The 22,790-nt window shown below is 60.7% G+C and carries 18 protein-coding genes and 1 pseudogene; 14 read left to right on the top strand and 5 right to left on the bottom strand.

The window, feature by feature from the left end; genetic code table 11:
* Positions 1 to 482, top strand: a pseudogene (locus ACX80E_RS15955) (hypothetical protein); the annotation flags it as partial.
* A 69-nt stretch (positions 483 to 551) separates the two neighbouring features.
* Here the strand turns inward: ACX80E_RS15955 and ACX80E_RS15950 are convergent.
* Complete coding sequence (locus tag ACX80E_RS15950; RefSeq protein WP_459303028.1) at positions 552 to 2,000, bottom strand: PucR family transcriptional regulator; 1,449 nt, start codon at positions 1,998 to 2,000, stop codon at positions 552 to 554.
* A 91-nt stretch (positions 2,001 to 2,091) separates the two neighbouring features.
* Here ACX80E_RS15950 and ACX80E_RS15945 point away from each other — a divergent pair, with 91 nt between their 5' ends.
* From ACX80E_RS15945 to ACX80E_RS15935, 3 genes are all read left to right on the top strand, one after another.
* Complete coding sequence (locus tag ACX80E_RS15945) at positions 2,092 to 3,573, top strand: aminobutyraldehyde dehydrogenase (protein WP_459303027.1); 1,482 nt, start codon at positions 2,092 to 2,094, stop codon at positions 3,571 to 3,573.
* 48 nt (positions 3,574 to 3,621) lie between these two features.
* Complete coding sequence (gabT, locus tag ACX80E_RS15940) at positions 3,622 to 4,986, top strand: 4-aminobutyrate--2-oxoglutarate transaminase (protein WP_459303026.1); 1,365 nt, start codon at positions 3,622 to 3,624, stop codon at positions 4,984 to 4,986.
* Positions 4,987 to 5,225: 239 nt separating this feature from the next.
* Positions 5,226 to 6,047 (top strand): universal stress protein, encoded by an 822-nt coding sequence (locus ACX80E_RS15935; RefSeq protein ID WP_459303025.1) that lies wholly within the window; start codon positions 5,226 to 5,228, stop codon positions 6,045 to 6,047.
* Positions 6,048 to 6,085: 38 nt separating this feature from the next.
* Here ACX80E_RS15935 and rarD read toward each other — a convergent pair whose 3' ends face one another.
* The gene (gene rarD / locus ACX80E_RS15930; RefSeq protein ID WP_459303031.1) at positions 6,086 to 7,027 is read right to left on the bottom strand and encodes an EamA family transporter RarD; all 942 of its coding nucleotides are present in this window, start codon (positions 7,025 to 7,027) and stop codon (positions 6,086 to 6,088) included.
* A 323-nt stretch (positions 7,028 to 7,350) separates the two neighbouring features.
* Between rarD and ACX80E_RS15925 the strand changes: the two genes are divergently transcribed.
* The 5 genes from ACX80E_RS15925 to ACX80E_RS15905 all read left to right on the top strand — a co-directional run bounded on the left by ACX80E_RS15925 (position 7,351) and on the right by ACX80E_RS15905 (position 15,408).
* Positions 7,351 to 8,766, top strand: a complete 1,416-nt coding sequence (locus tag ACX80E_RS15925; protein WP_459303024.1) for an FAD-dependent oxidoreductase — start codon at positions 7,351 to 7,353, stop codon at positions 8,764 to 8,766.
* A gap of 146 nt (positions 8,767 to 8,912) precedes the next feature.
* Positions 8,913 to 10,814, top strand: coding sequence for a DUF7927 domain-containing protein (locus ACX80E_RS15920; protein ID WP_459303023.1), 1,902 nt, complete (start codon positions 8,913 to 8,915; stop codon positions 10,812 to 10,814).
* A 198-nt stretch (positions 10,815 to 11,012) separates the two neighbouring features.
* On the top strand, positions 11,013 to 12,830 hold the full coding sequence (locus tag ACX80E_RS15915) for an RNA polymerase sigma factor (RefSeq protein WP_459303022.1): 1,818 nt from the start codon (positions 11,013 to 11,015) through the stop codon (positions 12,828 to 12,830).
* Between the two features lie 128 nt (positions 12,831 to 12,958).
* Positions 12,959 to 14,467 carry an amino acid permease gene (locus tag ACX80E_RS15910; RefSeq protein WP_459303021.1) on the top strand — a complete coding sequence of 503 codons (1,509 nt, stop codon included), beginning with the start codon at positions 12,959 to 12,961 and terminating at the stop codon, positions 14,465 to 14,467.
* Positions 14,468 to 14,628: 161 nt separating this feature from the next.
* Positions 14,629 to 15,408 (top strand): oxygenase MpaB family protein, encoded by a 780-nt coding sequence (locus tag ACX80E_RS15905; protein ID WP_459303020.1) that lies wholly within the window; start codon positions 14,629 to 14,631, stop codon positions 15,406 to 15,408.
* Here ACX80E_RS15905 and ACX80E_RS15900 read toward each other — a convergent pair.
* Positions 15,393 to 16,028: a DUF2461 domain-containing protein gene (locus ACX80E_RS15900; protein ID WP_459303019.1), complete on the bottom strand. Its 636-nt coding sequence runs from the start codon at positions 16,026 to 16,028 to the stop codon at positions 15,393 to 15,395. The genes ACX80E_RS15905 and ACX80E_RS15900 overlap by 16 nt on opposite strands.
* Before the next feature lie 150 nt (positions 16,029 to 16,178).
* On the opposite strand from ACX80E_RS15900, the gene ACX80E_RS15895 reads away from it, so the two are divergent.
* Both ACX80E_RS15895 and ACX80E_RS15890 read left to right on the top strand, forming a co-directional pair.
* Positions 16,179 to 16,646, top strand: coding sequence for a Fur family transcriptional regulator (locus ACX80E_RS15895; protein WP_459303018.1), 468 nt, complete (start codon positions 16,179 to 16,181; stop codon positions 16,644 to 16,646).
* A 2-nt stretch (positions 16,647 to 16,648) separates the two neighbouring features.
* Positions 16,649 to 18,115 (top strand): catalase, encoded by a 1,467-nt coding sequence (locus tag ACX80E_RS15890; RefSeq protein WP_459303016.1) that lies wholly within the window; start codon positions 16,649 to 16,651, stop codon positions 18,113 to 18,115.
* 83 nt (positions 18,116 to 18,198) lie between these two features.
* On the opposite strand, the gene ACX80E_RS15885 is transcribed toward ACX80E_RS15890, so the two are convergent.
* Positions 18,199 to 18,528 carry an ankyrin repeat domain-containing protein gene (locus ACX80E_RS15885; protein ID WP_459303029.1) on the bottom strand — a complete coding sequence of 110 codons (330 nt, stop codon included), beginning with the start codon at positions 18,526 to 18,528 and terminating at the stop codon, positions 18,199 to 18,201.
* A gap of 102 nt (positions 18,529 to 18,630) precedes the next feature.
* Entirely contained in the window at positions 18,631 to 19,386 is a 756-nt protein-coding gene (locus tag ACX80E_RS15880; RefSeq protein ID WP_459303015.1) for a hypothetical protein, read from the bottom strand.
* Between the two features lie 154 nt (positions 19,387 to 19,540).
* Between ACX80E_RS15880 and ACX80E_RS15875 the strand changes: the two genes are divergently transcribed.
* From ACX80E_RS15875 to ACX80E_RS15865, 3 genes are read left to right on the top strand one after another with little or no spacing between them, the layout of a single operon-like run.
* Positions 19,541 to 20,242 carry a histidine phosphatase family protein gene (locus ACX80E_RS15875; RefSeq protein WP_459303014.1) on the top strand — a complete coding sequence of 234 codons (702 nt, stop codon included), beginning with the start codon at positions 19,541 to 19,543 and terminating at the stop codon, positions 20,240 to 20,242.
* Positions 20,229 to 21,575, top strand: coding sequence for a sensor histidine kinase (locus ACX80E_RS15870; RefSeq protein WP_459303013.1), 1,347 nt, complete (start codon positions 20,229 to 20,231; stop codon positions 21,573 to 21,575). Before ACX80E_RS15875 ends, ACX80E_RS15870 begins: the two co-directional genes overlap by 14 nt.
* Complete coding sequence (locus tag ACX80E_RS15865) at positions 21,572 to 22,246, top strand: response regulator (protein ID WP_459303012.1); 675 nt, start codon at positions 21,572 to 21,574, stop codon at positions 22,244 to 22,246. Before ACX80E_RS15870 ends, ACX80E_RS15865 begins: the two co-directional genes overlap by 4 nt.
* Positions 22,247 to 22,790: the final 544 nt, after the last annotated feature.

Here is a 22,790-nt window from a genome sequence, read left to right as displayed (position 1 = left end):
GTGGCGGCCTTGTTGGTGATGTGTTGGGCGATGTTCAGGTGGCAGCCCCTGTCACGGTGCCGGTGAATGTGTCCGGGAATGCTGTGGGTGTTTTGGGTAATGCTGTTTCCAACGGTTCGGAAGCCACAAACACGGTAACCCCCGTAACGCCCGTAACCCCCGTAACGCCCGTAACCCCGGTGACGCCCGTAACCCCGGTGACACCTGTAACCCCTGTTACCCCGGTGACACCTGTAACGCCCGTTACCCCGGTGACACCGGTAGCCCCTGTAACCCCAGTGGCCCCGGGAACCCCCGCGGCGACGGTCGGCAACGTTCAGGCAATGAGCTCAGGGTCGCAGGCTTTGGGCAGTGCGGCACCCCGCCAACTGGCTTCTACAGGCGCAGGGATGTGGTCGATCTACGTGTCAGTATTGGCTCTCCTCGTTGGGCTTGGATTGCTCTTGCTGGTTCGTAAGTTCAGCTACCGCAGCGTCGCATAGGCAAACATGAGGGTTATCCTCGCCAGCTTGATTCGTCGTCTCCACTCCACGAGTGAAGGCGCCGCGAGATCAGGCTGGCGGGGACAATCTGCGCACAGCCAAGGCCAGCCACAGTTGCACGCGGTCAGGCGTCAAAGCGGGGTCATAGCCTGTGAGCTCAGCAATCTGGGTGAGCCGGTAGCGGACAGTGTTTCTGTGCAAAGCCATGGCGTCAGCCACGGCCGCCACAGAACCGTTGAGCCTCAAGTACGTCTCCAAGGTGTCCACCAACTCGGCCCCATGTGAGGCGTCGAAGGCTGTGAGAGGCCCCAGAGCCTCGGCTGCCATGTCCGACATGGGCACGTCCTCGCTGGCCAGCAACAGTGACGTCAGGCTCAGCCGCTCCGGGGCGTTGACTTCTAAGCCCCGAGTGGCTGCCTCACGCGCCTCGAAATAGCTCCATCGCAAACCATTGGCCTGGGAGTAGGTGCCGCCTATTCCCACGGCCGCGGTGATCCCCACATTGTGCATCTGGTGACTAAGGGCCCTGCCCAGGTCGGTAGGATCGCCGGCCTGGGCGGGAACCACGACGACCAGTTCTTGGCTTCCCTCGGAACTGACGACGGCGGCCACGGCGGTTTCCAGCCTGACCGGCAGCGAGATGGTGGAAAGGGTTGCGAATTGGCTGTCCTCGGCGCGCACCAGCAAAACAAAGCTCTTGCCTGTTGTGACGATGCCTAGATTCTCCAGCCGGGCAGTGGAATCGGCGGCTTCCAAGGTGCCCCGGGCAATATCCGCGATGACCTGGCCGGCAATTTGGCGTTCAGTGTGACGGCGCTGCACCAGGTTATTCAGCTCAATGCTGATGAGACCGCGGGCGTAGTCAACTATCCCGTCGTCGTGGAAGGGTCTGCGCAGCCACAATGTGCTCGAATCCCGCTTTCCTGTGGACAGTGCTACCGCATGCCAAGCGCCGTCGTCAGGAGTTGCGCCAGCGGAAGTTGTAGCTACTTCGCCGCCATACTGCGTTATGACTAAATCCGCCGCCACCATGGAGGAAAGTTTCTGCAACAACGCGGGCAGCCCGCCCCCTGTCAGAAGCGCGCGCGCCAACACCTGATGCTCGCGCAGCAGTCGCTCCAATTTGGTGTAGTGGTCCGAGGAGCGGGCGTCGGCAACCAGCTTGCCAATGGCAATAAAAGGGGTGCTGTAGGGGACCTCAACTACTGGCACCGCCCAACGGTCGGCCTCGGCCAAAAGGGCTGCGGGCACTGTTGCGTGCTCAAAACCGACACCAAAACCAATGCCAACAGCTCCCGCACGCTTGATCTGCCGCACAAAGGAACGCTGCGAATCCGCCGTGCCTTGCCGGGCCCCCGTGGTCAGCACCAGTTCGCCACCGCTCAGGAACGATTGGGGGTTTTCCAATTCGGTGACAGCCACCCAGTCGATGGCCGCGGTGAGGGGAGTTCTTACCGAACCTAGATTCTTCAGGGATAAGCCGGGTACGCCGATCAGGTCTGCCAAGGAAAGTGCCATGGATCAACTATACAAACGCACTACGCCTTAAGGGTGCAGTGGTGCAAGTGACTATTCGCTCAGGGGCTGCCGCGGGCTTAGGATTTCGCATATGCGGTGTATCACCCGCGTCCCGAACATCGAGCTAAAGAGGTTGAACACTGTGGTCCAGACCTTGCAGAACTTCATCAACGGCGCATTTGTCCCGGTTTCCGGCACGGAATCCCTGGACATCGTCAATCCCACCAACGGTGAGGTTGTTGCCAAGGCACCCGTCTCGTCCCGAGCCGATGTGGACGCCGCCATGAGCGCGGCCGCCGCAGCCTTCAAGACGTGGAAGCATGCAACTCCCGGTCAGCGCCAAACCGTGCTGTTGCAGCTGGCCGATGCCATTGAGGCTCGCAGCGACGAGATCGTGGAAGCCCAGCACCGCAACACCGGCCAGGTCAAGGCCATGATTGCCGCCGAAGAAGTCGGTGCAGGAGCGGACCAGCTGCGTTTCTTTGCCGGTGCCGCGCGCCTGCTTGAAGGCCGCGCAGCAGGCGAGTACATGGAAAACATGACGTCCTATGTGCGCCGCGAACCCGTAGGCGTCATCGCCCAGGTAACCCCGTGGAACTACCCGTTCCTGATGATGATCTGGAAGATCGGCCCGGCCCTGGCCGCCGGAAACACTGTTGTTCTCAAGCCCAGCGACACCACCCCTGAAAGCACCATGGTATTTGCCGACATCGCCAAGGACATTGTTCCGGCCGGCGTACTGAACTTTGTGCTGGGAAACGGCGCAACGGGTGCGGCCATGGTTGACCATAAGGTTCCGGCCATGGTCTCGATCACCGGCTCCGTGCGGGCCGGCATCGCCGTCGCCACGGGCGCTGCCAAAGGGCTCAAGCGCGCCCACCTGGAGCTGGGTGGCAAGGCGCCCGCCGTCGTCTTTGCCGATGCAGACTTGGGCAAGACTGCTCAGTCCATCGCCGAGTTCTCCTTCTTCAACGCCGGCCAGGACTGCACGGCCATCACTCGCGTGCTGGTTGAGGAATCAGCTCACGACGAGTTTGTCGCAGCCTTGGCCACCGCCACCCGCGGTTTGGAGACAGGCCACGAGGATGACTCCCTGAACTACTTTGGGCCGTTGAACAATATCAACCACTTCAACGCAGTCAGCGACGTGGTTGCCAACATCCCCGCCTACGCCACTGTGGTGACTGGTGGCAAGCGTGCGGGCGACAAGGGCTTCTTCTTTGAGGCAACAGTTGTTGACGGCGTGAAGCAGAGCGATGACATTGTGCAGCAGGAAACGTTCGGTCCCGTCATCACCGTCCAGACGTTTAAGACCGAGGAGGAAGCCGTGGAAATGGCCAACGACGTCGACTTCGCCTTGGCGTCGAGTGTCTGGACTTCCAACCACGGTGTGGCCATGCGCGTCTCCCGCGACCTGGATTTTGGTGCCGTCTGGATCAACACCCACATCATGCTCACTGCCGAGATGCCGCACGGCGGATTCAAGCAGTCCGGCTACGGCAAGGACCTCTCGATGTACGGCGTAGAGGACTACACCCGGATCAAGCACGTCATGAGCAACCTGGACGCGTAGTCCGCCCCACTACATATTCTGAGCACTTCCCTTTTGAAAGGTATTTCCATGTCTGAAATCCAGTTCCGTCTTGAGCAGAAGCGCCAGATTCTTGGCGCATTCCCCGGTCCGAAGTCCGTGGAGCTTGAGACCCGCCGTAAGGCCGTTGTTGCTGCGGGTGTGGCCTCGGGCGTTCCGGTGTACGTTGCAGATGCTGACGGTGGCATCATCAAAGATGTTGACGGCAACTCGTTCATCGACTTGGGGTCAGGCATTGCCGTCACCAGTGTTGGCGCGTCGGACGCCAACGTGGTGGATGCAGTCCGCGAGCAGGTGGGGCACTTCACCCACACCTGTTTCATGGTCACCCCTTACGAAGGCTACGTGGCCGTTGCTGAAGAGCTGAACGCCCTCACCCCGGGCACCCACGAGAAGCGCACGGTGCTGTTCAACTCCGGTGCAGAAGCCGTCGAGAACGCCGTCAAGGTTGCGCGTTTGGCCACCGGGCGCGACGCCATCGTCGCCTTCGACCACGCATACCACGGCCGCACCAACCTGACCATGGCGCTGACCGCTAAGGCCATGCCGTACAAGACCAACTTTGGCCCGTTCGCGCCGGAAATCTACCGCGTGCCGATGAGCTACCCGTACCGCGAAGAAGCCGACATCAAGGGTGAGGAGGCAGCGCGCCGCGCCATCACCATGATCGAAAAACAAATTGGCGCCAGCTCTGTTGCCGCCATCGTGATCGAGCCGATTCAGGGTGAGGGTGGCTTCATTGTCCCGGCCGACGGTTTCCTGCCCACCTTGGCCGCCTGGGCGAAGGAAAACGGTGTTGTCTTCATCGCCGATGAGGTCCAGTCGGGCTTCTGCCGCACCGGCGCCTGGTTCGCCTCAGAGCATGAGGGTGTTGTGCCCGACATCATCACCATGGCCAAGGGCATTGGTGGCGGGTTGCCGTTGAGCGCCATCACCGGCCGCGCCGACCTCATGGACGCCGTCCACCCCGGTGGCCTGGGCGGCACGTACGGTGGAAACCCGATTGCCTGCGCTGCGGCCCTGGCAGCCATCAAAACCATGAAGGAGCACGACCTCAACGGCCGCGCCGCCACCCTTGAAAAGATCGTCACCAACCGATTCACGGCTCTCGTTGAGGAGATGGGCGCCACCAACATCATCGGCGATATCCGCGGGCGCGGGGCCATGATGGCCATCGAATTGGTCAAGCCCGGCACGGGCGCCACCACCAAGGAAGTCAACGCCGAAGCAGCCAAGGCCATCGCAGGAGCCTGCCTGCAGGCCGGCGTCGTCATCCTGACCTGTGGCACCTACGGCAATGTGATCCGTCTGCTGCCGCCGTTGGTCATCAGCGACGAACTGCTGAACGACGGCCTGGACGTCCTCTGCGACGCCATCCGCGCGGCAGCAGTCTAGGCAACAACCCTGTTCGACGGCGGCACCCAGGATGGGCTTTTGACCCACCGTGGGTGCCGCTTTGGTGTCCCAAGGACGTCCCGGCGCGGCTCCCACCCGGTGTCGAGCAAGAGCTTCACAAAGCCGGAACAGAAAACCCTTTCCGCAGTGGCCCGGCGGCTGTACAGTCAGTGCTACGAACGTCCCGGCGTGCGCACTACCTAGCTGCGTTCAACGGGGCCTGCCGAAGGGTCGAATTCATGAAATATGTTGTCGGATACCGTCCCGATGAGCGCGGCGCTGATGCCGTTGCTCTCGCCGGGGTTATTGCACGCACTCAAGGGGCGGAACTTCACGTAGTCAACGTGACGCATGCGAACAAGGCGGTTGATCCGGACATGGAAAAGCTCGCGTTGGCCATGGTGCCCGTTGACGTCAGTGCCACGTTCTCCTCCCGAACCGCAGAGTCATTTGTACACGGCTTGATCGATGCGGCCACAGAAGACGACGCCGCGCTCATTGTGGTGGGTGCCGCCAGCAATGGTGTGTTCAAACGGTTCACGCTGGGTTCTGTGGCGAACGGGTTGCTGCACGCCTCCCCTGTCCCGGTAGCGCTGGCCCCACGCGGCTACAACCGCAGGGACCCCCTCACCCGGTTGACGGTGATGACAGGTGTGCGTGAAGGCTGGCAGAGCGTGCTCGACGTCGGCATTACGGCAGCGAGCAGGCGGCACGTACCGCTTCGGCTGGTGTCGGTGGTGGAGATTGACCAGTTGGAGCAGTCAGACTTTGATTTGAACAACGCCCTCAGCCCTGCCCGCCAGCACGTGAACACCGTGCTGGCTAAGGCTGCCGGCCGACTGCCGCACAACAAGGTGACAGTCACGCTGGCCCACGGGCGCAATATTGAAGAAGCCGTGGACGGGATCGGCTGGAAGTCAGGGGAACTCGTGATTGTGGGGTCCAGCCGTCTCGCCGAAAACCGAAAAATCTTCATCGGCTCCACTGCCAACAAGATTCTGCGCTCGCTGCCGGTGCCCATGGTTGTTGTACCCCGAGACTTCCAGGCCCAGGGGATCTAGGCGGACGGAGGCCGGTCCACTTGTGGGATGCTCGCCAACTAGCGCGCCGCGACTTGCCGCAACCGAGACGTGCGGCGGTAGCTGGCGAGCATGTCCACGATCAGGATAAGCAGGGCAACCCAGACAATGGAGAAACCCACCCACCGTTCAAAGCTCATGTGTTCGCCAAAGATTGTCAGCGCCACAATGAACTGAATGAGCGGTGTCATGAACTGCAGCAGGCCAATCCCTGTCATGGATAGCCTGCTGGCGGAAGCCCCAAAGAACAGCAACGGCACCGCCGTGATCACCCCAGAGGCGGCCAGCAGCCAGAAGTGGCCAGCACCAAATCCGGTCAGCGTGGCCTGTCCCAGAGCCGTCAGTACCACCAGGGTGGCAAGGGCGAATGGGGTCAGCACGGCTGTTTCGATGCTCAGGCTGGTGATGGCATCGACCTTGCCGCCCACGCGGTTCTTCACGAACCCGTAGCTGCCAAAGCTGAATGCCAGGACTAGGGCAATCCAGGGGAGTTTGCCGTAGCTGAAGGTCAGCACCACAACTGCTATGAAGCCGACACCCACAGCCGCCCATTGCAGTGGCCGGAGCTTTTCCTTCAGGACGATGACACCAATCAGGACAGAGACCAGGGGATTGATGAAGTAGCCAAGGGAAGCCTCAATGGCGCTGCCCGTCGTCACAGCGAACACGTAGGTCAGCCAGTTGATCACTATCAGGACGCCCGCCACGGTCAACGTTCCCAGGATGCGCCGGTTCTTGAGGGCGGCGCCTATTTTCGCCCAGCCACGGCTGATGGTGATGACCAGCGCGCAAAAGAAAAGCGACCACACCACACGGTTTGCCACGATCTCAATGCTGTTGGCGGGCATCAGTAACAGGAAGTAAATGGGCAGCAAGCCCCACAGGCCGTAGGCTCCGATGCCGTAGAGCACCCCAGTTGCGGCCTCCGTGCGGGCAGGCTTGACGCGCAACTGCCGGGTCATTTCAGGCTCGCTGACTTGAGGTTCGCTATCTATCACAAACTCCATAGCAACACTGAAGCGAGATAAATTCCATGTCCACTTTGAATCGAGTGGACGGCAGGAGGCAGCAGACCATCGACAACAACAGCTGCACCGGGATTCATGCTGGTACCTCTGGTGCCGGTGCTGCCACCTGCGGTGTTCCCGAGCGTAAATTGTCATTTCCGCTCCGCTGATAAAGCGTGGTGGCAATTAGACTATGAAAGCGGGGCTTAATTCGCGCCTCCGTGAGCAACTCCTATATCCGTAGATGTTGCGATTCACCGTTCGGAAGGACTTCTTTCTTGGCTAATTTGAGCGCCACTCGCCCGTTCCGCGTCGCTATCATTGGCTCCGGCCCGGCTGGCGTTTATGCGGCAGATATTTTGACCAAGTCTCAGGAAGTTGCTGGCGGCGATGTTCACGTCAGCATCGACATTTTTGAATCGCAACCAGCGCCTTATGGCCTCATCCGCTATGGGGTGGCCCCGGACCACCCCCGGATCAAGGGCATAGTCAACGCCCTGCACAGGGTGCTTGACAGGGGAGACATCCGTTTCTTCGGCAACGTCACGTACGGCAGGGATCTGCACTTGCGCGATCTGCAGTCCCACTATGACGCGGTCATCTTTGCCACGGGCGCCACCAAGGACGCCGCCTTGGACATCCCCGGCATAGACCTTCACGGCTCCTACGGGGGCGCCGATTTTGTTTCCTGGTACGACGGCCACCCCGACGTGCCACGGGACTGGCCGCTGGAGGCAAAGGAAATTGCCGTCATTGGCAACGGAAACGTGGCGTTGGATGTGGCCCGCGTGTTGTCCAAGCACGCGGAGGACATGCTGGTCACCGAAATTCCGGACAACGTCTACGCTGGCCTCAAGAAATCGCCGGTGACGGATGTTCACATTTTCGGTCGCCGCGGTCCTGCGCAGGTTAAATTCACTCCGTTGGAACTGCGCGAACTCAGCCATTCCCGCGACGTGGACATTGTGCTCTACGAAGAGGACTTTGACTTTGATGAGGCATCCGACGCCGCCATCAAGAGCAACAACCAGGTCAAAATCATGGTCAACACCTTGACCAACTGGCTGGCGGAAGATCACGACGAAACCCGGGTTCCGGCGTCGCGCCGCCTGCATCTGCACTTCCTGCACACGCCCTTGGAGATCATGGGCACTGACGGGCACGTGTCCGGGATTCGCTTTGAACGCAACGAACTTGACGGCACGGGCAACGTTCGCGGCACCGGTGAAATGGTGGACTACCCGGTGCAGGCCGTGTACAGGGCTGTGGGCTACCTCGGTTCGGAGCTGCCCGACGTGGATTTCGACGCTCGCCGGGGTGTTGTCCCGAACGACGGCGGACGCGTGGTGGCCGCCGACGGCACCCAAGTGCCGGGGCTGTACGTGACCGGATGGATTAAGCGCGGTCCGGTTGGCCTGATTGGCAGCACCAAGGGCGACGCCCTGGAAACCATTGGGTGCCTCTTGGAGGATCGACTTTCCTTGCCGGAGGCGCTGCGCCCCGACGAGGATGAGATTGTGCAACTACTCAAGGACCGCGGCGTGGACCACACCACCTGGGAGGGTTGGAACAAACTTGACGCCCATGAGAAGGAATTGGGTGCCGGCTATGTCCCGGAGCCGGGAATCGAGGTGACTCGTGAGCGCATCAAGGTTGTGAATCGCGAGCAGATGGTGAACATTTCCCGGCAGTAGCGGCACCACAACGTAGTTTCTGAAAAACCGTCAAAGTGCGCTCAATCACATTGACGGTTTTTCTCGTCATGAATAGCGCCAACCCCTCTCTCACTTAATGACCGGCCGAATAAACGGCCGGCATGAAGTGAAAGTGATTGCTACACATGTTGAGAAAGAACCTTTGGCGGGGACGCAAAGTTACCGGTGCCGTTGCTGCCCTTGCCGTCGCCGGAACCATGGTGGCAGGCGCTTTACCGGCGCTGGCTAGCACCACGGCAACAGTTGCCAACGTTGCTGCGGCGCCCAGCGTGTCTCCCAACCCTGACCTTGAACAAAAATGTGGCTTGAATCTGGCCATGGTCTTTGACATGTCTTCGTCCATGACCAATGACGATGTCCAGAGCGTCAAATCTGCCAGCACCGCAGCTGTTGCTGCCCTGCAGGGCACCGGCACAAGTCTGGGCGTCTACAGCTTTGCAACCTTTGCAACGCAGCAATTGGCGGCCACGTCCGTGGCTTCCGACCACGGAGCGGCGAGCGTGAAGGCGAGCATCGACGGGCTTACCCGCCCCGGCGATTCCCAAAGCTGGTTCGGTGGAACCAACTGGCAGCAGGGCCTAAACATTGTGCCCACCGACGGTTACGACGGCGTGATCTTCTTTACCGACGGACTCCCGACGTTCTTTGGTGAGAATCCGCTCAATGAAAGGCAAGACAGTGCAAGCGGGAAGGGCGGCACGGGCCAGAGTGGCGCCAGCAATGTCACGGCATCACTGAATGCTGCCATCCCAGAGGCCAACCGGCTCAAGGATGCCGGAACTCGGATCATCGGAGTTGGCGTGAAAGGAGCAGATGCTGCCCGGCTGGCTCAGATCTCAGGACCGGTTGCTGGCACCGACTACTTCACCACCAACTATGATGAGTTGGCGAAAATCTTGACGGACATTGCAACAGCCGGCTGCACGGGCACCCTGAACGTGAACAAGGCTGTTGAGGCCTCTGATTCCACGGACACCACCCCTGGTGAAGGTTGGGTCTTTGATGCAACACCTGCCAACGCCGCGCAAGAAACGCTGACCACCGGCGCGAACGGTCAGGCGGGCATGGCTTTGGACTTTCAGGCCAAAAAACTTGCCACGGTGACCGTCAGGGAGCGTCAACAGCCCGGCTACACGGTCGTGCAAAATGGCGGCTACAACGCTGTGTGCACCCGTGATGGTCAGCCACTGGCCGTGACCAACACCGACGATGCCGGAAACGTGGGCTTTGAAGTGACAGCGCTTGCGGGCACCGTCACATCCTGCACAGTCACGAACAAGGCCCCTACTGCTGCGTGGACCATGGCCAAGACTTCCGATGCCACGGACCCCGTCAACCCGGGTGACACCATTAACTACACAGTGGAAGCTCGCAACACCGGTGAACGAACGGTTGACGGCATAACTTTTCACGATGACCTTGCAGGCGTCCTGAACGATGCCTCATTTGTTGCCGGTTCGGCACAGCTCACGGTAGCTGGTGGTGCCCCCAGAGGTGTGGCAGACCCCGTCGCCAAGCAATTGACAGCCGGACCGTTTAGCTTGGCCAAGGGTGCAACGGCGACCCTGAGCTACCAGATCCTGGTCAACGACGATGCGTACGGAGCGACCCTCACCAACTCAGTCACAGGAACAGGAACTGTCCCCCCGGCTGAGTGTGTTGCAGAAAAGCCTTGCACCACCACTGACATCGTCACGCCAACGCCAACTGAACCTGCGAAGCCGACGCCGACTGAACCTGCGACGCCGACGACGACTGAACCTGCGACCCCGGCGTCGACTGAAATGCCGACGCCGAGCGAGTCGCCAGCGCCCACCGGGCCCGCGACGGCGACCACAGCTGACCCCTCGCCTGCTGCAACAAGCGCTGCGGTGAGCGTCCCTGCTTCGAACACTGGGACAGCCGTGCCGAACAGGGATTTGGCGCAAACCGGATCCAGCGCGCCGCTGCCCCTGCTTCTTGGCGGATTGCTCCTGGCAGGCGGGGCAACCATCTTGTTACTTCGACGGGTTCGTCGCACGCATTAGGAGTCACTGTTAGTAACGCATCACGCACGTAGTTCTGCCGTCGCGGGCGCCCACTGGAGATCAGTGAGGCTGCCCGCGACATTGGCACTTAAAGCCAAAAAAGACTATTCAAAAAGTTATCAATTTTCGCGTCACGATTTTCGTCTTTTGCACTCACAGTGCAGAAGGTGCGCGCTGACGTAGACTGAATTTTCCTGCGTGCAGGCCTCAGTCAACGAAGAGGGGGAGAAGTTGACTCGGAACGACGTCAAGGAAGCTAGCGGGGCTGCGCCGGCGCCGGGTGGCGATGAGGCGTTGATTCTCCAAGTGCGAACTGGAGACAACGAAGCTTTTGCTGGCCTGTATGAGCGGCATGTTGGTTCCGCCATGGTTACAGCGCGCGGATATGCCCGTAATCCCAGCGATATTCCTGATCTGGTGGCGGAGGCCTTCGCGAAAGTTCTCGAGGCCATCCAGGCCGGAAATGGTCCGACGGTCTTTTTCCGTGCCTATCTGTTGACAACGCTGCGTCGTTTGGCCCTGGGGAAACGGGCCGCCGATGACAAACATGTCCTCATGGACGATCTTGAAACCGTCATGGCGCCGCCGCTGCGCACGGATCCAGCCATAACAGCATTTGAGCATGATGTAGTGGGCAGGTCCTTCCGGGAATTACCCGAGCGCTGGCAAGCAGTGCTGTGGTATTCGGAGGTGGACGGCATGACACCTGCGGGCATGGCTCCCATCATGGGTATTTCAGCCAATGCGGTAGCCGCACTAGCTGTGCGAGCTCGTGAGGGGCTGAAGCAGGCGTATCTGCAAAACCATGTTTCAACCGCCGACAACGGCTGCAGCAACTATGCGGGCAATCTCGGCTCTTATTCGCGTGGAGGGTTGACGCGTAGGCGGTCCGCCCAGGTTCGGGCCCACCTGCAGGGCTGTTTGCGCTGTACCGAAGCATTGCTGCATCTAAACGATGTAGGCGGCGGCATGCGCTCAGTTATTCTCCCTTTATTCGTCGGTTTCAGTCTCGCGGGGTTGGCTACTACTCAGGTCTCGGGCGTTGCTTTCGGGGCGGGGACAGTAGCCGGAGGCGGAACCACAGGGACCGATGCCGGCGCCGGCGCTTTCGGCCCGGTATGCACGGCGGTGGCCACCTCCGCAGTTGGCTTGATTCTCTTGGGTGGTGTTGTGGTAGCTGCCGTGGCGAAGCCTCCGCTGGTGATTGGCAGTATTCCGGCCTCGGCGTCATCACCTAGTGCCCTAGCTCCGCCAGGCCCGGGTGGTATCTTGCCAGGCTCAGCCCTTCCACCGCCGGTGGTGGCCGTTCCCACCAGCTCCGCCAATCCGAGCGAGTCTGCCGGATGGTTGCCAACCCGCGATCCCGAAGAGCCCGGCCAGGGTGATTGGTCACGCCCGTGGCAACCATGGTGGCTTCCCCTGCAGGTCGCGACTCCCGCCCCCAGTCCGGGCTCGGCACCGGCGCCCACCCCCTCGCCGCAGACCCCTGGGCAGAGCGCGTCACCGGCGCCCACCTCTTCACCGCCCATCCCCACTCTGGCGCCCACCACCCCCAGTCCGGGTGCGTCGCTGACTCCTACCCCTTCACCGCCCATCCCCACTGTGGCGCCGACCACCCCCGCCCCGTCGCCAACCGGCTCGCCGGAGGATGTGAAGATCTCTGCGACTGCGAGCATTTCGCGGTGGAGCTACCCTAGAGCGAAAATCCGGGTGACCCTCTCCCATGCTGGCCAGACGAAACTCAGCAATGCCGCTGTCACCTTCAGAATGCAGAAATACTGGGTGAAGATGCCGCTTGCTGCGTCCTCCCGTGACGGGTGGGAGTGCTTGGATGCTTCCAGTTCGATGCCGGGGCAGAGCTCATGCACGGCTGCCAGCTGGAGCCCAGGGACCGCAACCTTTGACCTGTCGGTGCCCACCATGAGCATTGTGAGTGGCTACCCGCTGGTGATTTCCGCTTCCGCAGTTGGGTCCTCCGACGTCACCACCAGCATTGTGTTTCAGCCTCCGCGCTGAGCTGTGGGCGGGACGCGAAGCGTCAAACCTGCGTCTCATCAGGTGAGACAAGATTCAGTGAATGTGGCTATTCTGCTAAGGATCGCTACTGTGGGTTAGTTGAAATTACCTGAAGATAAGCGGTTTCCATGAACTTGTTCAGAACTAAATCGATTGAGCATTCCCTTGCGGATGCTGACGAACCAGGCCACGGTCTCAAAAGAACCCTCACCACGTGGGACTTGATGATCATGGGAATTGCTGTTGCCGTAGGCGCCGGTATCTTCTCAGTAGGTGCCAAGGCTGCGGCGCATCACGCGGGGCCAGCCGTCACCGTTTCCTTTGTTTTCGCGGCCATCACCTGCGCGTTGGCCATCATGTGCTACGCGGAATTTGCTACGGCCATACCGGTCACTGGCAGTGCCTACGTGTTCACCTACGCCACAGTGGGCGAACTTCTCGCCTGGATTATTGGCTGGAATCTGATCCTGGAGCTGCTCATGGCGGCCTCGGTGATTGCCAAGTACTGGGGTATCTACCTCAGTAACTTCTTTGAGGCTGTGCACCTCGATGTTCCCTCAAACTTTGCGTTGGGCCCCGTGACCGTGTTCTGGGGGCCGCTGATTGTGGTGTCAGTCTTCACGTTCATTCTTGTCATGGGCACCAAATTGGCTGCTCGCATCAATAACGTTTTCACTCTGATCAAAATTGGCATCGTCCTGTTTGTGATCGTCGTGGGCTTCTTCTACGTCAAGATCGAGAACTACCAGCCGTTTGTTCCCCCGTCGCAGCCGGCAGTTGCCACCGACACCTCATGGCAGGTTCAGCCGTTCCTGTCCCTGCTCACGGGAGCCGAGCCAGCCATCTACGGTTTTGTGGGAATAGTCTCCGGGGCAGCCTTGGTGTTCTTTGCCTTCATTGGTTTTGACGTCGTGGCCACCAGCGCCGAAGAAGTAAAAAACCCGTCCAAGACGCTGCCACGCGGCATCTTTGCCGGCCTGGCCGTGGTGACTGTTTTGTACATTCTTGTCACCTTGGCGGTTACCGGAATGGTGTCCTACAAGGACCTTGCGCAAGTGGATGATCCGTCGCTATCCACGGCATTCTCCTTGGTAGGGGCCGAATGGGCCGTTGTGATCATCTCACTGGGCTCCCTCATTGGCCTGACAACTGTGATCATGGTGCTCCTGATGGGCTTGGCCCGAGTCATGATGGCCATGAGCCGTGACGGCTTGCTGCCACGCGGACTGAGCCGGACCTCTGACCGCCACGCCACGCCGGCGCGCACACAGATCCTGAGTGGCGTTTTTGTGGCCATCCTGGCTGGATTCACACCCGTGGAACTGTTGAGCGAAATGATCAACATCGGTACGCTCAGTGCCTTCGTCATGGTGAGCATTGGTATTTTGGTGCTCCGCCACAAGCGCCCGGACCTGAAACCTGCTTTCCGTGTTCCCTTCGGACCTGTGATTCCAGTCCTTTCGGCCGTGCTGTGCATCTTCTTGATGTTGAATCTGGCCACGCTGACCTGGGTGTTCTTCGCAATCTGGCTAGCCGTGGGGTTGGTGTTCTACTTCAGCTACGGGCATTGGAACTCGCGTTTGCGCCGCGAGGAAGCGGCAGGGATCCTGCAGACTGTGCCGCCTAAGCTCGGCTAGCGAGACCTCTGCGTGAGCGGGAGGGGGATACGGATTCTCGTGTGGCGGTGTTCCGCCACTGCACTCGAGTACACGTACCTCCCTCCCTGCTTCGTTAACACCCAACGGTGTGCCACGCTGTAGTACATGACTGGCAGAGAAGTTTTAGGGTGAATGCGCCGTTGAGTTTGGCTGATGTGGCACCGGAATCGGTACTGCTTGCCGGAGCCGGCAGCGCCATCCTATTGCAACTGGCCAACCCGGCGGTCGGCTACGGTGTTGCCCGGCATTCGAATTTTGCTACCGATCCGCTAAAGCGGCTGCACGGCACCCTGAGCTACATTTACACCCTGAGTAACGGCACACCCGCACAGCGGCGTCATGTCCAGGCTCAGGTGCAGCGGGCCCACCTGCCGGTGAAATTTTCCGGTTCGCCTGCGGTTCCGGCCTATGACGCCGCCAATCCGGTGCAGCAGTTGTGGGTGGCCGCCACCCTCTACAAATCAGCGGCACAAACATACGCCACCGTGTTCCCGGCACTGTCGGCATCAGATGCGGAGTCCGTTTACGCTGGCTATGGAGTGCTCGGGACTGCCCTGGGTATGCCCGCTGAACTCTGGCCAGCATCATGCGCCGACTTTGAGGTGTATTGGGAGCAGCAAGTGGCCCTGCTGAGCGTTGATGAGACTGTGAGTGCAGTGGCCAGGGAGTTACTCGCCGCCAACCATGCACCCGTGTGGGTGAAGCTGCTGATGCCGCTGGTGAGGTTTCTAACGGTTGGCTTACTCCCTCCCACTGTTCGCGAAATGTACGGCTTCAGGTGGTCCTTGCATAAGGACTGGGTGTTGCGTACATTGTTCAAAGTCACAGCCGTGCTGGTGCGGATCACCCCCAAGAAGGTCCGCCACTCTCCCATGCGCTACTACCTCAGGCGCGTCCCCGGAGGTCAGGGCGCGGCGTAGCGAATTACCCAATCCACCAGGGGTCGCAGCTGCTCCCAGTTGTCGCTAATCTTGCTCTCCGCCTCCTCGCCTTCAAGCCAACCGGGCACCCCGAGTGCCATGGAGGCGCTCAGTGTCTTGTGCTTGAGTAGATCTGCACGCTCGTGATCCCGGGGAAATCCACGGGGCGCTGTCTTGAGCGTCTGGCCCTCAATGCTGAAGCCGGACTCTACAAGCCCGGCGAGGATGGCTTCCAGCGCCTTTCCGCTCATTGACGCATCCACTGTTGCGCGGTACCGCGAAAGCTGGGCGGGGGAGAAGGAGTGGTAACCACCGCCCACGAGCAGGCCGTCGGCGCTGAGCTGAAGGTAAAATCCCACACCTTCATAGTTGGACAGAAACATGCCCTGGGCGCTCTTGTACGGGGTCTTGTCTGGCGAGAACCGCACATCCCGATAGGGGCGGAAGATCGTTGCCGCACCAAATTTGGCTTCCAGCGCGTCCGCCAGCGCTTGCAGCGGGAGCCGCACATCGGCGTCGTACGTGTCTTTGTGCGCCAACCACCACGGCTTGTTGTTGTTGCTTTCCAAGGCCGCGTAAAACTCCACCGCAGACATTGGAATGCCCGTAAAAGTGTTCATGGACTGAGCCTATGGACTTGCAGAATCTGGCGCCAGAGCCGGGGCCCGAACAGTGCATAACTTCGCGCCAGATGCTGGCTGTGCAGGAATCAATTCCGAAACACGGAGGCCTTACTGGACTCAGTCCAGAAAGGCTGACATGATGGGGCCATGGTTGAAGAACGGGCGCTGGAGGAGATGTTGCGGGCAGTACCCCTGCGCGTGACCCGTCCTCGCGTTGCCGTTCTTGCTGCAGTGAGTTCGCATCCGCACGCCGATGCCGACACCATTATTGGTGCCGTGCGGGCTGTCTTGGGCACAGTGTCCAAGCAGGCCGTGTACGACGTGTTGGCGGCGCTGGTTGAAGCTGACTTGGTGCGCCGCATTGCACCTTCGGGATCCCCGGCTCGTTTTGAAACACGGGTGGGGGACAACCACCATCACGTAGTGTGCCGCTTCTGCGCGAACATTGCGGATGTGGACTGTGCCGTTGGTGAAGCGCCATGTTTGCACGCCTCCAATAGCCACGGATTCATCATTGATGAGGCCGAGGTTATTTACTGGGGCATTTGCCCGGACTGCGCAACCCAAAGACTTGTGAATCAACAGAATCTGACAATCACTAGGAGCGATAAATAAATATGACTATCGAAAACACCGCCCCGCTGACCACGGCCGCAGGCGCCCCGGTTTCCAACAATCAGGACAGCATGACGGCAGGTTCTCGCGGCCCCATGCTCCTGCAAGACGTTTGGTTCTTGGAGAAGCTGGCCCACTTTAGCCGCGAGGTCATCCCTGAGCGTCGTATGCACGCCAAGGGATCCGGAGCCTTTGGCACCTTCACGGTGACCAATGACATTTCCAAGTACACCAAGGCGAACATCTTCTCCGAGGTTGGCAAGAAGACCGAAATGTTTGCCCGCTTCTCCACCGTTGCCGGCGAACGCGGCGCTGCCGACGCTGAGCGTGACATCCGTGGGTTCTCCCTGAAGTTCTACACCGAGGAGGGCAACTGGGACTTGGTGGGTAACAACACCCCCGTGTTCTTCTTCCGCGATCCCTTGAAGTTCCCGGATCTGAACCGCGCGGTGAAGCGCGATCCCCGCACCAACATGCGCAACGCCGAGAACAACTGGGACTTCTGGACCAACCTGCCCGAGGCGCTGCACCAGATCACCATCGTCATGTCTGATCGTGGCATCCCGGCCAGCTACCGCCACATGCACGGCTTCGGATCGCACACCTTCAGCCTCATCAACGCGGCGGGCGAGCGTTTCTGGGTCAAGTTCCACCACGTCACGCAGCAGGGCATCAAGAACCTGACCGATGACGAAGCCGGTGTGCTCGTTGGCGCCGACCGCGAGTCAAGCCAGCGCGATCTCTTTGATTCCATCGAGGACGGTGACTTCCCGAAGTGGAAGCTGATGGTGCAGATCATGCCCGAGGCCGACGCCGACACCTACAAGTACCACCCCTTCGACGTGACCAAGGTCTGGTCCAAGCAGGACTACCCGTTGATCGAGGTGGGCGAGTGGGAGCTGAACCGCAACTCCGAGAACTACTTCGCCGATATTGAGCAGTCCGCCTTCACCCCGGCCAACGTGGTCCCCGGCATCAGCTTCTCCCCGGACCGCATGCTGCAGGGTCGCCTGTTCTCCTACGGTGACGCCGCACGGTACCGCCTCGGTGTGAACCACCACCAGATCCCGGTGAACGCCGCGAAGAACCCTGTCAACACGTACCACCGTGACGGTCATGGACGCGTTGACGGCAACCAGGGCCGCACCCCCGGCATCGAGCCGAACTCCTACGGCCGCTGGCCGGAGCAGCCGGCCTACGCCGACCCGGCGCAGGCCATTGGTGCCGTTGCCGACCGTTTCAACTTCCGCGAAGACGATGCCAACTACTTTGAGCAGCCGGGCATCCTGTTCCGCGAGAAGATGACGCAGGAGCAGCGTCAGGCGCTCTTCGAGAACACCGCCCGCGCCATCGACGGTGCCTCACAGGCCACCATTGAGCGTCACATCTTCAACTGCACCCAGGCTGATCCGGCCTACGGCGAGGGTGTTCGCAAGGCCATTGAGGCCCACCAGGCGTCCAAGGCGTAGCCCTTAAAGATGAACGACGGCGGCACTTGCCTTCGCTTAACAGCGAAAGTCAGGTGCCGCCGTCGTGCTTTAACGAACCGGCGTTAGCTGAGCAGGTGTTCACGGCCAAACATGGTGGCAGCGGCCCGGGCGGTGGGGGTTCCGGCGTCGAGATCCGCCCCCGCCGCAACCAGCAACGACACCACCGCGTCCTCGCCCTTGAACAGGGCCCCGGCCACGGGGGACTGGTCCCGGCCGTTGCGCAGATCGGCATCGGCGCCCCTGGCCAGCAGCAGGGCAACAGTTTCGGCTTGGCCGCTGTAGGCCGCGAGCATCAGCAGGGAGTTGCCCTGGGCATCTAGCTGATCAATGGGGAAGCCGTGGTCCAGGAATTCTGCGAGCTGGGCGGTCTCGCCGGCGCGGGCAAGATCCATGGCCACCCCGACCAGGCGCTGAGTTTGTTCATCGTCGAGGGCGGCGTCAGTGGCGGCGGGGTCACGGGGTGCGGGTTCATTGCTCACCCCCCTAGCCTAGGCCTAGCTAGGCTGCGCGGGTATGTCCAGAGCCCCCGAGCGAGAAAAATCTGCCACCGGGTTCTCAGCTTGGCCATGGCGGCGACCGAAGATGGTGATGGTAGCTGCGCCGTTTTCACCGGCATGGCCTTGCTCGCAGGCCCACAGGGTTGCCCCCGAAAACGGTGGAACCGAGCGGGAATGAAAAGATTCCAAGGTGGCGGCAAGTTCAAGGAGCCGTGCCGCGCTTAGCGTGTTCAGGGTTGATGAGGAGGGCTCCAGAATGGCTGTCCATTGGACGTCGTTGAGTTCGTTGATGCGGAAAGTGACTTCCGGCAGGGCGCCGGACTGGCTAGCCGCTGAACCGGCCTCGCTGCGCAGGGCCGCGCGCACAGCGGCATCCGCTCGAGCCGGGCTAGCGTAGGAAACCCGATCATGAGCAGGCATCCGCAAAATGGGGGAGGCCGCCGGAAGACCTGCGCCGTGCAAAAACAGGTGCAGGGTGGGGGTTGAGGTTTCCGCTACCGGTTCGCCGATGGCATCCCCAACCGGCTGCCAGTTCAAGGCAACATAAACTTGGGCAACAACGGGCCCGTGGAGGTCCACCATGGCGGCAACAAGGCGGTGGTAACACTCCAAGAGGTCGTTGGATGAGTCAACGCTGAAGGCTATGGCCGGATCGTTGAGCCGGATCACAAAGTGACCTGCCGTCAAGGCAGCCTTGGGCCGGCGGATGCTCCAAAATGTAGAAACGAACAACTGTTCACGCACTGCTGACACGCAGGTCCTCCATCCCTGAAAACGCATTCTCAGCATAGCTCAAGGCGGCTCGCGCACACTGGGTATTGACAGGGCTGTGACGACCCTGCGACACCAGAATCAGTCATGTGCACGTTGTCGAGCACATGACCGGCGAGTAGGACAGAATGGAACCATGCGACTGATCTTGATTAGGCACGGCCAAACCCCTAACAACGTCCGGGGCCTCCTGGACACTGCCGCGCCGGGGCCGGGCCTGACGGCGCTGGGCCAGCGGCAGGCGTCGGCGGTGCCAGCTGCCTTGGCACAGGAAACCATCGATGCCTTGTACATTTCCAATCTGACCCGCACAGCCCTGACAGCTGCCCCGTTGGCAACCGAAGGCCAGCTCACCCCGCAGCGCAGAGCCGGGTTGCGCGAAATCAGCGCCGGCGACTTAGAAATGAAGGGTGACAGGGCCTCCATTGAGACGTACCTGCTGACCTTGAAATCATGGCTGGCCGGTGACTTGCGGGCACGGATGCCTGGCGCCGACACCGGCCACGACGTGCTGGAACGTTTCGATGCAGTGGTGGCGGAGGCGGCTTCTCTTCCCGGTTCCGGTGCTGTTGCCATGGTCAGCCACGGTGCCATGATTCGATTCTGGGCGGGATACAGGGGCGTCAATCTTGACTGGTCGGATGCCAAATATCATGACCTCTCCAACACGGGAATTGTCATCATGGAAGGTGAGCCCACCCCCAGTGCCACCCCGGGTGGGTGGAGGATTCGCTCCTGGCAGGGCACGCCCGCAGGCGGGCTTGAAGGGCTCGATGAAGACGGTCCCACGGCAGAACTCACAACAGAGGCTATAGTCACCGGACATGAAAACGGTTAAGAATTCAGGGACAGAGCCGGGAGCGGCGCCAACACCGCTGGAGACGCTGGCGTCAAACACCGCACACGTGCTTGACTCGGCGCCCTTCAACACAGTCAATCTGTGGCGTCTGAAAGGGATTGGCTGGGTCTGGTTGGCCACGGCTGCCGTCTGCATCGCCCTGCTGGCCGTGGGGGCTCCGCTGAACATGAACCTGTACGGGATGTCACTGTCATTCGGGCTGGGACTGACCATTCTGCATGTGGCATCCTTGGGCCTCACGGCTGCCAGGCCGGTGGCTGGTGTGCTCGTCTCCATCATTCCCATGGTGATCCTGCCATTGGTGTCCAACCCGGTGGGCGCGGCGCCAATGCCGTTCAGCGTGGTGGCTATGGTGACACAGGTTTTCGTCATCTGCCTGGCAGGGTTGCGCACCCACTGGATGGTGGCCGCGGGCGCATGGCTAGCTAGCGTCATGGTGGGTGTGGTCTCCAACTACCTGACACTGCCCGGCGCCCAGTCAGAGGGCGCCCAAAATAATGTTGTCATTTTTGCTGCAGTATCCGGCGGACTCATGGTGGCAGCAGTTGTTGCCCAGCAATGGCAGCACCTGCGCGCCGAGTTGGCGGCAGAACGCACAGTGAGCGCGGAGGAACAATCGCGGCGCCGGCTGGCGGAGGAACGCACACGCATCGCCCGTGAACTCCACGACGTGGTGGCGCATGGAATGTCGGTGGTGGTGGTGCAGGCAACCACCGCCAGCTACCGCCACGCCGACATGCCTGAGGAGATCAAACGCGAGTTTGATGCCATTGCCGCCAACTCCCGCAGGGCCATGACAGAAATGCGCAGCATGCTCGGATCCCTGCGGAACGCAGAAGCCGGCCGTGAGCTGGGGCCCCAACCCACCCTGGCCGATCTGCCGCGGCTTTTTGCCTCGGCCCGATCGGCGGGGGTGCGCATAGCAGAACCTGTGTTGTCCGACGTCGAAAGTCATGACATTGGCGAGGTTATTGCCCTGACCACGTACCGGATTGTTCAGGAGGCGTTGAGCAATGTTGTCCGCCATGCCCCGGGCGCCAAGGTCCGCGTGGGGTTCGCCGTGCGCAACGGCACGTTGAGCGTTTCGGTGGTCAATTCCAGCTCAGACGTGGGTGCCGTCATCGCGCAGCTGGACAAGGGTGCCCATGTGGGCCAGGGACTCATTGGCATGCGTGAGCGGGCTGCGATTGTGGGTGGCTCGGTGGTGTGTGTGCCAACGTCCGACGGCGGATTCAGTGTCACAGCCAAACTGCCCCTAAGCAACGGCAACAACAACGCTGCCAAAACGTCAAAAGGAAGCGCCCAACAATGAGCATCAGACTGCTGATTGTGGATGATCAGGCCATGGTCCGTGAAGGCTTTGCCGCTCTTCTTGGAGCCCAGGACGACATTGAGGTGGTGGGGCAGGCCGAGAATGGTGCCCGCGCCGTGGAGATGGCCAGGGAACTTCGCCCGGATGTTGTGCTGATGGATGTTCGCATGCCTGTCATGGACGGTTTGGAAGCGGCCAGGCAGATCCTTTCAGGCGACCCGGATCAGTCAGAGACGCCCATCCATGTGCTGATGCTGACAACCTTTGATGTAGACGACTACGTCTACGACGCCCTCCGACTGGGCGCCAGCGGCTTCCTGCTCAAAGATGCGCTCGCCGAAGAGCTGGTGGCGGCCGTGCGGATTGTGGCCTCGGGGGAGGCCCTGTTGGCGCCCTCGGTGACCAAGCGGTTGATTGAACAATTTGCTGTCGCCGGGGCCAAGCCCGTCTTGTCGAGGGAACGCCTCGACGGGCTTACCGACAGGGAACTAGAGGTGATGACTTTGTTGGGACGCGGCTTCTCGAATCAGGAGATCGCATCCGAACTCTTCATTGCCCAACAAACTGTGAAGACGCATGTCAGCAAGATCCTGGCAAAATTGGGGTTGCGGGACAGGGTCCAGGCAGTAGTGCTGGCCTATGACACGGGGCTGGTTGAACCCGGAATGTAGCAGGCGAGGCGGGCGGGGGTAGCGTTCTGACGTCACTGTCACTTTCAGACCGATAGCGCCATGTATCGGGGTGGACCTTCTCCACTTCCAACACCGCCAGCTGCCAGCCCTAGCTCTTTCCTCCCCGGCCAGTACGCGTCCACAACACCCTGAGCCCAGGCGCCTGGATGCTCACCGGTTCTATGGGCGTCTGGGGTTTGTGCGGTCGCACGCGGGGTTTAAGTTGCGGCTGTCTTGAGTGTTTGGTGGTGCTTGTTTGGTGGTCTTTGTGGCTTTTTTGCCGGGATTGATTCCTCCACAGGCCCGGCTGGGGGTGTGGTCGTCCACAGATTTCGCTTCAGGGGTTTGTCGTGCTGCCAGGATGTCGGACCCTGCTCATAGAATATAGGTAGCAGAAGATTAGAAGTGATCCGTATAAATTTCTGATGACGAATCCAGTTTTTAGCCACAGATAAGGGCTTTGATTCTCCGAATTGACGCTGGACTGGCAAGGCGGTGAGTGGCATGGCGGTACCTGAATGGTTCGGCTCTACAGCCCATGATG

This window comes from Arthrobacter sp. TMN-49 (genome assembly GCF_054511095.1).
Note: the sequence above shows the minus strand (reverse complement) of the source record. Positions and strands in the feature narration are given on the sequence as shown.

Coding starts and splice junctions, on each gene's coding strand:
- ACX80E_RS15950 (WP_459303028.1), bottom strand. CDS start 2,000: ATGGCACTTTCCTTGGCAGACCTGATCGGCGTACCCGGCTTATCCCTG.
- ACX80E_RS15945 (WP_459303027.1), top strand. CDS start 2,092: ATGCGGTGTATCACCCGCGTCCCGAACATCGAGCTAAAGAGGTTGAAC.
- gabT (WP_459303026.1), top strand. CDS start 3,622: ATGTCTGAAATCCAGTTCCGTCTTGAGCAGAAGCGCCAGATTCTTGGC.
- ACX80E_RS15935 (WP_459303025.1), top strand. CDS start 5,226: ATGAAATATGTTGTCGGATACCGTCCCGATGAGCGCGGCGCTGATGCC.
- rarD (WP_459303031.1), bottom strand. CDS start 7,027: ATGACCCGGCAGTTGCGCGTCAAGCCTGCCCGCACGGAGGCCGCAACT.
- ACX80E_RS15920 (WP_459303023.1), top strand. CDS start 8,913: ATGTTGAGAAAGAACCTTTGGCGGGGACGCAAAGTTACCGGTGCCGTT.
- ACX80E_RS15910 (WP_459303021.1), top strand. CDS start 12,959: ATGAACTTGTTCAGAACTAAATCGATTGAGCATTCCCTTGCGGATGCT.
- ACX80E_RS15900 (WP_459303019.1), bottom strand. CDS start 16,028: ATGAACACTTTTACGGGCATTCCAATGTCTGCGGTGGAGTTTTACGCG.
- ACX80E_RS15895 (WP_459303018.1), top strand. CDS start 16,179: ATGGTTGAAGAACGGGCGCTGGAGGAGATGTTGCGGGCAGTACCCCTG.
- ACX80E_RS15890 (WP_459303016.1), top strand. CDS start 16,649: ATGACTATCGAAAACACCGCCCCGCTGACCACGGCCGCAGGCGCCCCG.
- ACX80E_RS15885 (WP_459303029.1), bottom strand. CDS start 18,528: ATGGATCTTGCCCGCGCCGGCGAGACCGCCCAGCTCGCAGAATTCCTG.
- ACX80E_RS15875 (WP_459303014.1), top strand. CDS start 19,541: ATGCGACTGATCTTGATTAGGCACGGCCAAACCCCTAACAACGTCCGG.
- ACX80E_RS15870 (WP_459303013.1), top strand. CDS start 20,229: ATGAAAACGGTTAAGAATTCAGGGACAGAGCCGGGAGCGGCGCCAACA.
- ACX80E_RS15865 (WP_459303012.1), top strand. CDS start 21,572: ATGAGCATCAGACTGCTGATTGTGGATGATCAGGCCATGGTCCGTGAA.